The organism is Kitasatospora sp. NPDC059599 (assembly GCF_042735125.1).
Classification (GTDB): domain Bacteria; phylum Actinomycetota; class Actinomycetes; order Streptomycetales; family Streptomycetaceae; genus Kitasatospora.
The window spans coordinates 1-10,257 of sequence record NZ_JBHWCL010000231.1 but is presented as its reverse complement, the minus strand read 5'-3'; the positions used below and the strand labels follow the sequence as shown (position 1 = coordinate 10,257).

The window sequence follows — 10,257 nt, the reverse complement described above, 5'->3', positions numbered from 1 at the left end:
GTCGCCGCCCCGCCCGCTCCGCCGGGCGGCCCGGGGCGGCCCGTGCGGGCCCGGCCGGACCGTTACAGATCTGATACACGGCGGGCACCCGGCGGCCGTTGCGGCAGACGGCGTTCGAATATCGCCCACTTTAGGGTGACATTCGGCATCTCCTTCCTCCGTCGGGCCTACTGTCGGCGAGCGGGGCGCCACGGTCCGTCCACGCCGAGACCGGGCGCCCCGCCCCGCGACGTCCGGAGGAGAGACCATGCGCATCGGCCGTCTGACGCTGGCCGCCGCCGCCCTGCTGCTGACGGCCACCGCCAGCGTCCCGGCCGGGGCCCCGCTCGGTCAGGGCGAACGGCCCGGCCTCTCCTCCGACGCCTACGAGCCGCGCACCGCCGGCCCCCGGCCGCCGGCCCGGCGGCCGGCGCACGAGCCGCCGTTCGGGGCCTTCGTCGGTTCCTGGGACACGTACATCCCGCAGATCGGCCGGTACGCGCAGTGGCTGGGCGACGCGAACCTGCAGGTCGGCCACACCTATCTGGCCGGCAACGGCTGGTCCGACATCGAAGGCGACCCGGTGGTCCTCGGCCTGTGGTCGCAGTGGCGGCTCGCCGAGCCGTCCCGGATGCTCGTGCTCGGCGTGCCGATGCTGGTGCCCAACGAGGCGCACGTGTCGGACGGCGAGGTGGCGAAGCTGCTCGCCCAGGGCTCCCGCGGGGACTTCGACGGGCACTTCCTCAAACTCGCGCGGCGGCTGGTCGCGCTGGGCGGCCCGGACACCGTGCTCACCCTGGGCTGGGAGATGAACGGCACCACCTACACCCACCGCTGCAAGCCCGACCCCTCCGCGTGGAAGGCCTACTGGCGGCGGATCGTCGGGGTGATGCGCTCGGTGCCGGGGCAGCGGTTCCGCTTCGACTTCGCCCCCAACCGGGGCCTGGACGCCATCCCGTGGACGAGGTGCTACCCCGGCGACGACGTGGTCGACATCATCGGCATGGACAGTTACGACCAGCCCGCCGGCGGAACGTTCGACGACTACGTGCGCGAGCCGTACGGGCTGCAGGACCAGGTGGAGTTCGCGGCCAGGCGCGGAAAGCCGGTCTCGTACCCGGAGTGGGGGCTGTTCCGCAACGGCGACAACCCGGAGTTCGTCCAGCGGATGGTCGAGTGGGTCCGCACCCATGACACCGCCTACCAGACCGTCACCGACTACTGCCCGCACGGCTTCTTCCAGTGCGTCGGCAACCCGCGCTCGGCGGCACGGTTCAAGCAGCTGATGTCCGGGTCGAAGGGGGCGTCGGCGGTGTCGCCGACGGCGCCCCCGACGCCCACCGTTCCCCCGGTACCGGCCCCGTCGCCGGCACCCGCCTCGCCGAGGCCGACCGGGACGGCGGCCGCGACCGGGACGGTGACGGCGACCGCGACCGCGACCGGGACCGCGACGGTGACAGCGACCGCGACCGCGACCGCAGCCGCGGTGCCGACACCGGGGCCGACCGCGAGCCCCTCCCCGGCTGCCACGCCCGCCCGGCGCTGAACGGTCAGCTGCGGCGGCGGGCCAGCAACGCCTCCTTGAGCGCGGGGAAGCGGGTGCTCAGCCGGTGCGCCGCCGTCTGCCGGGCGAGCACCGCCCCGGCCCGGACGGCCGCCGCCGGCGCCGGTCCCGCCGGGCCCAGCAGCAGCCGCTGGTTGGGCAGCCGGTCCGGGCGCCAGCGCTGCTTGTACGGCTCCTGGCCGCGCAGCAGGCCGAGCACCGGGACGCCCGCGCCGACCGTCTCCTCCAGGGCCGCGCTGAACAGCAGTCCGGCGATGTCCAGCCGTTCGCGCAGCACCGGGTGCGCGCCGTACAGGTAGAGGCCGCCGAACGACGGGCAGAGCAGCAGCAGGTTCACCGCGACCAGCTGGCCGTCCAGGTGGAACCGGTGGACGACGGCCTTGCCGGTGGCGACCAGGCCGGTGGTGGACTCGGTCAGGTGCCGGGCGAACCGTTCGGTGCGGTGCTCCGGGGTGACGCCGCGCTGCTGCCACTGCAGGTAGTGCAGCCGCAGCAGCCCCTCCAGCGCCTCCGCCACCTCGGCCGGCGGCGTCGAGCTGACCCGCACCCCGGCCTCGGCGATCTTGCGCAGCTTCACCCGGGTGCGTTGGGCCGTCTTGCCGGGCACCCGCTTGAGCAGCCGCTCCATCGGGACGGCCGGCAGGTACTGGCAGAGCGAGTCCTCGAAGCGGCGGCGGTTGCCGCGCCAGTGCTCGTACACCCGCTGCACCGCCGCCTCGGGGTGCACCTCGCGCAGTTCCAGCCAGTGCCAGGGGCGGGTGAGCGGCAGCGCGGCGGCGAACTCGGCGGCGGCCCGGTCGGCGCACTCGTCGTCGAGCAGGACGTCCGTGTAGTCGACCAGCCCGGCGCCGAGGCCGGTCAGGCCGCCGAACGGGCCGCCGCGGCGCCGGAAGGCGCCCGCGCCGACCAGCCGGCCGTCCCGGCGGACCAGCACCACCACCAGGGCGCCCGGGCGGCCGTAGTGGCGCCACCAGGAGCGCTGCCAGGCGGCGGCCTGGAAGAAGGTGGCGGACCGGCAACGGGCGGCCAGGTCGTCCCACTCCTCGGCGAGGGTGTCCAGCGCGTCGTCCTCGCGCCGCAGCTCGGTGCTCCAGGCCGGCGCCGTCGGCCCGGTCGGCAGGCCGGCGCTGCGGGTCTCGGTGCTCATCGGCCGCCCCCGACCGGGGCCTTCTCCTTGGCCGGGGCCTTCTTCTTGGCCGCGGTCCTCTCCGCGGCCGGGGAGGTCTCCGCGGCCTCGGGCGCGGCCTCGGTGGGCTCGGCCTTCGCGTCGGTCTTCACGTCGGTCTTCGCTGTGGTCTTCGCGTCGGTCTTCGCTGTGGTCTTCACGTGGGCCCTGGCCGGGGTCCGCACGTCGGCCTCCGGGGTGGCGGCCTTCGCGGGGGCGGCCTCCGGGGTGGCGGCCTTCGAGGTGGCGGCCTTCGGGCCCGAACCGGGCCCGGCCGGCCGTTCCTCGCTGCGCGGGCGCGGCGTCGTCGGCACCCCGGCCGGTCCGGCGGCCGCGGGAGCCTCCGCGGTCACGGCGGACCCGGCGGACCCGGCCTCCGGTTGCTCGGCCCCGGCCCGGCGCCGGGTCGTCATCACCAGCGCGCCCAGCAGCAGCCCGGCCGCGCCGCCGACCGCGACGTCCAGCTTGCCGGAGGGCGTGGTCGGCTTGTCGGGTGCGGCGGCCGGGGCCAGTGTCACCAGCCGGACGTTGGTGTCCTTGCTGCTGGTGTTGGCGAAGGCGACCAGCGATCCGGCCACCGCGTCGGCGGTCCGGGCGGCCTCCTGGGCGTTCGTCCCGGTGCCGGTGATCTCGATCATCGGGGCGTCCGGGGAGGTCGTCCCGTGCACCAGGGTCTCCAGTTCGGCCCGGGTGTGGCCGGTTTCGGCGGCCGCCACCGCGAGCACCTGCGGCTGGCCGGCCAACCGCCCGTACGCCTGGGCGAAGTTGGTCGCGGTCGCGGCCTCGCCCGCGTTCTGCGGGACCACCAGGACGTAGGCGCTGGCGGCGTACGAGGGGTGCGAGACGACAGCGTACCCGGCGCCGGCCGCGGCGCCCAGCGGAACCGCGAGCGCGACGGGCCACCAGCGGCGGACCAGGCGGCGGGCGCTTCGGCGCGTTGTGGTCATGGGTGTTGCTCCTTGGGTATGGGACGGCGGTTCCGGCGACGGCGGGCGGTCAGACGCGGGCCAGCCGGTCGTAGAGGGCGCCCAGGTCGGCGGCGACCCGGGCGATGTCGTAGTGGCCGACGGCCGGCGGGTGCGGCAGCGGGTCCGCGGTCAGGTCGCCCAGGTGCCGCAGGTCGCGCAGCGCGGCGGTGTAGGCCACGGGGTCGGACGGGATGCGGCGGGCCTGCGGGGCGGCGCTGGGCGGCAGCTCGTCGAGCGCCGGGCAGGCGCTGTGCCGCACCGGTAGTCCGGCGGCGAGTCCCTCCAGGACGCCGAGGCCGAAGGTCTCGGCGGTGGACGGCGCGGCCAGCACGTCCAGGGCGGACAGCAGTTCCGGCACGTCGTCGCGCTCGCCGGTGAGCACCAGCCGGTCCCGGACGCCCAGTTCGACGGCCCTGCGCTCCAGTGCGGCCCGCTCCGGGCCCTCGCCGACCAGCACCAGCCGGGTGGCCGGGTCGAGGTCGGCGAGGGCCTCGACCAGCACGTCGAAGCGCTTGCCGGGGACCAGCCGGCCCACCCCGCCGACCACCCAACTCCCTTCCGGCAGGCCGAGTTCGGCCCGCAGGCGGCGGCGTGCGGCGGCCCGGTCGGGCGGCGGGAGGCGGTAGCGGCCGGAGTCGATGCCGTTGGGGATCAGCTCGATCCGGGCCGGCGGGACCCCCCAGGAGCGCAGTGTCTGGGCGACCTGCCGGGAGACCGCGACGGTGGTGCTGCCGAGCCGTTCGGCCGCCAGGTAGAGGCTCTTGACGCCCCGGGTGACCGGCCTGCCCTCGATCACCCCGGCCTGCAGCGAGTGTTCGGTGGAGACCACCGCCCGCACCCCGGCCAGCCGCGCGGCCAGCCGCCCGTACAGCTGCGCCCGGTAGAGGTGGGTGTGCACCAGGTCGTAGCGGCCGGCCCGGACCAGCCGGACCAGCCGGGGCAGCGCGCCGAGGTCCCGGTTGCCGCTCATGCCCAGGTGGTGGACGGTCACGCCGTCGGCGCGCAGCGCGGCGGCGACCGTGCCGGGGTTGGTCAGCGCGAGGACCTCGCACTGCTGGTGCGCCGGCAGGTGGCGCAGCAGGAGGTGGAGCTGGCGCTCCGCGCCGCCGGAGGCGAGCCCGGTGACGATGTGCAGCACCCTCATGGCCGCTGCTCCCCCCGCGCGCGGCGCAGCTGGGTGACGGCGTCGCGCAGCCGGTGCCGGCCCTTCTTGGCGCGCAGCCGCCAGGCACCGTCGCGGTCGCCGACGTAGCAGCGGGGCAGGGCGAAGCGGCCGGTGAGCGGGGAGTGCGCGATGGCGCAGGCGTAGTCGTACCCGGCGTCGCGGACGGCGAGGCTGGCGGGCGGGTCGACGGCGCCGTACGGGTAGCAGAAGCCGGTGACCGGGCCGCCGACGACCTCCTCCAGCAGGCGCCGGCTCTCCCGGGCCTGCACCGCCAGGGCTTCGGCCGGCAGGCCGGTGAGCGCCTGGTGTCCGAGGCCGTGCGAGCCGATCTCCCAGCCCGCGGAGGCGAGTTCGGTGACCTCCGGGACGGTGAGCAGCTTCTTGCGCGGGCCCTCGGTGTCCCAGTCGTTGGCGCGGCCGAGCAGGTCCGCGACCACGTACGTGGTCGCGGTGAAGCCGTAGGCCTGGAGGATCGGGACGGCGTACCGGGCGAAGTCCGCGTAGCCGTCGTCGAAGGTGAGGCCGACCAGCTTGTCGTCCCGGCCGAGGGCGCGGGCCCGCATCAGTTCGCGGACCGAGACGCCCCGCCGGCCGCGCCGGTGCAGCCAGGCGATCTGCTCGGCGAACCGTTCGGGGCTGACGGTGAGCCGGTAGGGGTCCTCCTTCTCGACCGCCACCGAGTGGTACATCAGGATCCACGGCGAGGCGGGGCCGGGGATCGGCCGTTCACCGACCGGGTGACGGCTCCTGGGCGGTCGAGCCCGGTGCGGCGGGGCGTTGCTGACGCCCGCCTGGGCCGAACGGACGGTTCCCCGTTCATTGTCCATGGGGACGCTTCCCTTCTTCGGCGGGGGTTGGCGGGTTCAGGGCCCTGGCCGCGGCGAGGACCGGGCCGCGCACCTCGTGGGCACCGAGTCCGGTGCCCAGGGCGGCGAAGGCCAGCGCCACGGTGAGGCCCCCGAGGAGGGTCGAGAGCAGGGGGTCGGCGGCCAGTCCGGCAACGGCGGTGCCGAGCACGGTGGCCCCGGCCGCGGCGGCCACCAGCCGGCCGTGGTCGGCGAGCACCCGGCGCAGCCGCAGCGGGATGCCGCGCAGGACCAGGCCGCGCAGCAGCAGCGCGGCGGTGGTGGTGATGCCGGCCGCGTTGCCGGCGGCGAGCCCCAGGGCGCCGAAGCCGGGCGTGGCGAGCAGGCCGGTGACGACGGTGACGCCGAGGCCGAGCACCATCACGGCGGCCGGGTACCAGTCCAGGAGCCGGCGACGGCCGTCGTCGGTGCCGGGGTCGTCGGCCCGGCGGACGACGGGGCGCAGCGAGAAGTACGGGCGGATCATCACGCCGATCAGCGCCTGGGCGGGCAGGCCGAAGCTGTACACCCGGATGACGTCGGCGGTGGCCGCGGTGTCGCCGGGGCCGAAGGCCCCGCGCTCGAAGAGCAGTGAGACGACGGACGGGGCGCAGGCCATCAGGAAGGCGGTGCCGAGCAGGACGACGGCCGCCGCCTGGCCGAGGTCCTTCTCGACGCGGTCGCGGGCGGCGGTGAGGTCCCCCGCGGCGAGTGCCCGGGCGACCAGCGGGAAGGTGACGGTGCAGATCAGGATGCCCGCGGTCATGGCGAGCTGGGAGACCTTGGCGGCGTAGTTGAGGTGCGAGATGGTGCCGGGCGGCAGCGCCGAGCCGAGGTAGCGCTCGACGAAGACCTGCGCCTGCCGGGTCAGGGTGAAGGCGCCCACCGGCAGCAGGGCGAGCGGCATCAGCACCAGGGCCTGGGGCGAACGGCGGGCTCGGCCGGTGCGTGCACCGGGCGGGCCCTGGCGGAGCCGGCGCAGGAACGGGCCGACCAGCAGGCCGGCCATCAGCAGGCTGCCGGCCGCGACGCCCAGGGCGGCGGAGCGCACGCCGAGGGAGGCGTGGAAGCCGAGCAGGACGGCGAGGATGCCGAGGTTGTGGACGACGTAGATGCCGGCCGGGGCGGTGAAGCGGTGGTGGGCGCGCAGTGCGGCGGCCAGGTAGCCGACCAGGCCGAAGGGGAGCACGGTGATCGCGGTGATCCGGGTGCAGGTGACGGCCAGGCCCGGGTCGGGCAGGCCGGGGGCGAGCAGTTCGACCAGCTGCGGGGCGCCGAGGGCGGCGGCCAGGGCGAGGCCGGTGAGCGCGAGCAGCAGCCAGGGCAGGGTGGCGCGGACCAGCTGCCGGACCGGGTCGGGGGCGTCCGGGTCCTCCTCGCGCAGCACCAGGGCGAGGGCGAAGGCGGGCACCATGAGGAAGGACATGGCGTCCTCGATCAGCAGCGGCGCGGCCGTCTCGGGGACGGTCCAGGCGACCAGGAAGGCGTCGGTGCCCTGGTTGGCGCCGAAGTAGCGGGCCAGCAGGAGGTCGCGCAGCAGGCCGAGGGCGGAGCCGGCGGCACTGAGCACGGCCGTGATGCCGAAGGCCTTGGCGAGGAAGCCGCCCCGGGTCGCCCGGTCCGGCGCGGGGGCGGGCCGCTCGCCGGACGCGCTGCGCGGGGCCGGCAGGGTCGGGGCCACGGCGGCCGGCCGCTCGGTGGTCACCGCGACGCCTCCCCGGCGGCGGCGCGGGCGGCGAGGCCGAGGACGACGGAGGTCAGCACGGTGGTGGTGCCGCCGATGTCGGCGTACAGGTAGTCGACCAGCACCCAGGTGAGCAGGGCGAGCGCCGCGGGGCCCGGGCCCCGGGTGCGGCGCAGGCAGCCGATCAGCAGGGCGAGGAAGAGCGCGACGTAGGCGGTGATGCCGATCAGGCCCTGCTCGCTGAGGACCAGGAAGTACATGTTGTGCGGGGAGAGCAGCGGCTCGCGCTGGAAGCCGATGGTGGCGTCGGCGGCGTCGCTGCCGGAGGACAGCCGCAGTGGGGCGTGGCTGTCGCGGAGTTGCTGGAAGGCCTTGGGGCCGGCGCCGTGGACGGGGTGGTCCTGCCAGATCCGCCCGGCCGTGGCCCACAGGTCGTAGCGGTCGGAGACGGACTGGTCGGGGGCGGCGGAGACGGAGCCGATCGAGCTGAGCCGCTTGGTGACGCCGGAGCCGCCGAGGCCGAGGCCGCCGATCAGGACGACTGCGGCGGCGAGGCCGAGGACGGCGCTGCGGACGGCGAGCCGGGCGTCGGTGCGCAGCAGCAGCACGGTGGCGGCGAGGCCGGTGGCGATCCAGCTGCCGCGGCTGAAGGAGACGGCGAGCGGGAGGACGAGGAAGGCGGCGGCGGCGGACATCGCCCGCCGCAGCCGGGCGTCGCCGCCCGGTCCCCGTTCGCCGAGCGCGAGCGCGAGGGCGGCGAGCAGTCCGAAGCTGACCACCGTGGACATCGCCATGATGTCCAGCGCGCCGAAGGTGCCGACGGCCCGGATCGGCTCGCCGGTGTAGGAGGCGCCGGTGTGGGTGAGGTACTGCTTGGTGCCGACCACGCCCTGGATCAGCGCGGCGAGTACGAAGGAGCCGAGGACCAGTCGCTGGTCGGTGCGGTCGCGCAGCGCGCAGAGCACGGCGGCGGGCACCAGCACGAACACCTGGACCAGCCGGACGAAGCCGGTGACGCTGGTGGCCGGGTCGATCGAGCCGACGGTGGCGACGGCGGCGGCGACCACGATCCCGGCGAACAGCGCGCAGGTGGTCCGGCCGACGGCGGGCAGCCGCCCGCGCAGCAGGTTCAGCGCGGTGAGGGCGACCAGGGCCAGCGAGGCGAGGTCGGCGGCGGTGACGTGGACGGCGGCGGTGACGTCCTTCTCGCCGGTCGGCACGCAGACCAGCAGGACGGTGGCCGCGGCCAACGGGCTGGGCCGGGCCGCGAGCGCGGGCAGCACCTTCCGTAAGGCTGCGACTCGCCCGCTCGCCTCCGGTGCGCGCGGGGCGGGGTCGGCGGGAAGGGTCAGGGCCACGCGGGTCAGCTCCCGTCCGGGTGGAGCATCAGGGCCGCGGTGCGGCACAGGATCTTGACGTCCTGCCAGAGGCTCCAGCTCTCGATGTAGCGGTTGTCGAACCGGGCCCGGTCCTCGATGGAGGTGTCCCCGCGCAGGCCGTTGACCTGAGCCAGGCCGGTGAGGCCGACCGGGACGCGGTGGCGGTCGGCGTACTCGGGGTAGACCTGGCCGAACCGCATGACGAAGTACGGGCGTTCGGGACGCGGGCCGACCAGGCTCATGTCGCCGCGCAGGACGTTCCACAGCTGCGGCAGTTCGTCCAGCGAGCTCCTGCGCAGCAGCCGGCCGACGGCGCCCATCCGGTGGTCCTGGGAGATGTTCCAGCGGGTCGCCGACTCGTGCTCGTTGCTCGGGCGCAGGGTGCGGAACTTGAGGACGGTGAAGACCCTGCCGTCCAGCCCGGTGCGCTGCTGGCGGAAGAGCACGCCGGGGCCGGTGTCGAAGCGGACCGCGAGGGCGCAGAGCACCAGGACGGGGGCGAGCAGCAGCAGGCCGAACCCTGCGGCGCCGATGTCCAGGGCGCGCTTGACGGCCCAGCCGGGGCGACGGGTCGCCGGGCGGCCGACCCGCAGGCAGGGGAAGCCCCACAGGTGGTCGCCGCCGGCGATCGGGGCGGTGGGCAGCGAGCCGAACTCGCGCAGCGCGGGCACCAGCCAGATCTGGCAGCCGAGCCGGGCGGCCTCGCGCAGGGCGGCCGCGGCCTCGGTCTCGTCGGCGGCTCCGGCGGTGGCGATGACGTGCTGGACCCGGTGCCGGCGCACCTCGCGCTCCAGGACCTCGCGGCCGCCGAGCACCGGCAGGCCGGGGTCGTCGGCCAGCAGCGGCGGGTCGGCGTCGAGGAAGCCGACCGGGCGCATCCCGTACTCGCCGTGCTCGCGGAGGACGGCGGCGACCCGGCGGCCGAGCGTGCCGGCGCCGAGCACCAGGGCGGGGCTGGGGCGGCTGCGGCGGATCCGCCGGACCAGGTGGTAGAGGACGGCACGGCCGACGGTGGCGATCAGCAGCTGGCAGCCGAGCAGGACGGTGAGGCGGGACGGGGTGGCCGGGCCGCAGTCGGGCCAGTGGCCGCCGAGGCAGTCGGACAGGGTGACGGCGAAGGCGGCGGCGACCACGGCGCGGGCGGCCAGCGCGGGCAGTTCGTCCAGGACGGACAGGGTGAGCCGGGCCCGGTAGAGGCCGCCGGCCAGGTTGAGCAGGAGCAGCAAGGGCAGGACGGCGGGGACGCCGAGCAGCGGGTCGAGGGGGGCGGACGGGTCCATGGCCCGGTTGGCGAGGCCGCCGGCGGAGAACAGCGCGATGGTGTCGGCCTGGACCAGGGCCAGCGGCAGGGCCAGCCGGTTGCGGACCGCCCCGCGGTGCCGGCAGGGCGCCGGCACCGGGTTGCTCGACCGCCCCGGCGGGGGGGCGAGCAGCCCCGTGCCCCGCCCGCCGGGGCCCGTCACGGGGCCGCCCCCAAGCGGCACCCAGTAGTGGTGAAGGATCTGAAA

General features: G+C 76.1%; 8 protein-coding genes. 1 reads left to right on the top strand and 7 read right to left on the bottom strand.

What is annotated here, in order from left to right:
• Positions 1-247 precede the first annotated feature (247 nt).
• On the top strand, positions 248-1,525 hold the full coding sequence (locus ACFV04_RS41945) for a glycoside hydrolase family 26 protein (protein WP_380536367.1): 1,278 nt from the start codon (positions 248-250) through the stop codon (positions 1,523-1,525).
• Between the two features lie 4 nt (positions 1,526-1,529).
• Here ACFV04_RS41945 and ACFV04_RS41940 read toward each other — a convergent pair whose 3' ends face one another.
• From ACFV04_RS41940 to ACFV04_RS41910, 7 genes are all read right to left on the bottom strand, one after another.
• On the bottom strand, positions 1,530-2,690 hold the full coding sequence (locus ACFV04_RS41940; protein ID WP_380536366.1) for a GNAT family N-acetyltransferase: 1,161 nt from the start codon (positions 2,688-2,690) through the stop codon (positions 1,530-1,532).
• On the bottom strand, positions 2,687-3,655 hold the full coding sequence (locus tag ACFV04_RS41935) for a Wzz/FepE/Etk N-terminal domain-containing protein (protein WP_380536364.1): 969 nt from the start codon (positions 3,653-3,655) through the stop codon (positions 2,687-2,689). The genes ACFV04_RS41940 and ACFV04_RS41935 overlap by 4 nt, the downstream gene beginning before the upstream one ends.
• Before the next feature lie 49 nt (positions 3,656-3,704).
• Positions 3,705-4,820 carry a glycosyltransferase gene (locus ACFV04_RS41930; protein ID WP_380536363.1) on the bottom strand — a complete coding sequence of 372 codons (1,116 nt, stop codon included), beginning with the start codon at positions 4,818-4,820 and terminating at the stop codon, positions 3,705-3,707.
• Positions 4,817-5,668, bottom strand: a complete 852-nt coding sequence (locus tag ACFV04_RS41925; RefSeq protein WP_380342074.1) for a polysaccharide deacetylase family protein — start codon at positions 5,666-5,668, stop codon at positions 4,817-4,819. Before ACFV04_RS41925 ends, ACFV04_RS41930 begins: the two co-directional genes overlap by 4 nt.
• On the bottom strand, positions 5,658-7,391 hold the full coding sequence (locus ACFV04_RS41920; protein ID WP_380536361.1) for a lipid II flippase MurJ: 1,734 nt from the start codon (positions 7,389-7,391) through the stop codon (positions 5,658-5,660). Before ACFV04_RS41920 ends, ACFV04_RS41925 begins: the two co-directional genes overlap by 11 nt.
• The gene (locus ACFV04_RS41915; protein WP_380536360.1) at positions 7,388-8,728 is read right to left on the bottom strand and encodes an O-antigen ligase family protein; all 1,341 of its coding nucleotides are present in this window, start codon (positions 8,726-8,728) and stop codon (positions 7,388-7,390) included. Before ACFV04_RS41915 ends, ACFV04_RS41920 begins: the two co-directional genes overlap by 4 nt.
• 5 nt (positions 8,729-8,733) lie before the next feature.
• On the bottom strand, positions 8,734-10,257 hold a 1,524-nt coding region (locus ACFV04_RS41910), incomplete at its 5' end, for a sugar transferase (protein WP_380536359.1).

Excerpts from the sequence above, each read along its gene's own strand:
- ACFV04_RS41930 (WP_380536363.1), bottom strand. The coding sequence starts at position 4,820 with ATGAGGGTGCTGCACATCGTCACCGGGCTCGCCTCCGGCGGCGCGGAG.
- ACFV04_RS41940 (WP_380536366.1), bottom strand. The coding sequence starts at position 2,690 with ATGAGCACCGAGACCCGCAGCGCCGGCCTGCCGACCGGGCCGACGGCG.
- ACFV04_RS41935 (WP_380536364.1), bottom strand. The coding sequence starts at position 3,655 with ATGACCACAACGCGCCGAAGCGCCCGCCGCCTGGTCCGCCGCTGGTGG.
- ACFV04_RS41925 (WP_380342074.1), bottom strand. The coding sequence starts at position 5,668 with ATGGACAATGAACGGGGAACCGTCCGTTCGGCCCAGGCGGGCGTCAGC.
- ACFV04_RS41945 (WP_380536367.1), top strand. The coding sequence starts at position 248 with ATGCGCATCGGCCGTCTGACGCTGGCCGCCGCCGCCCTGCTGCTGACG.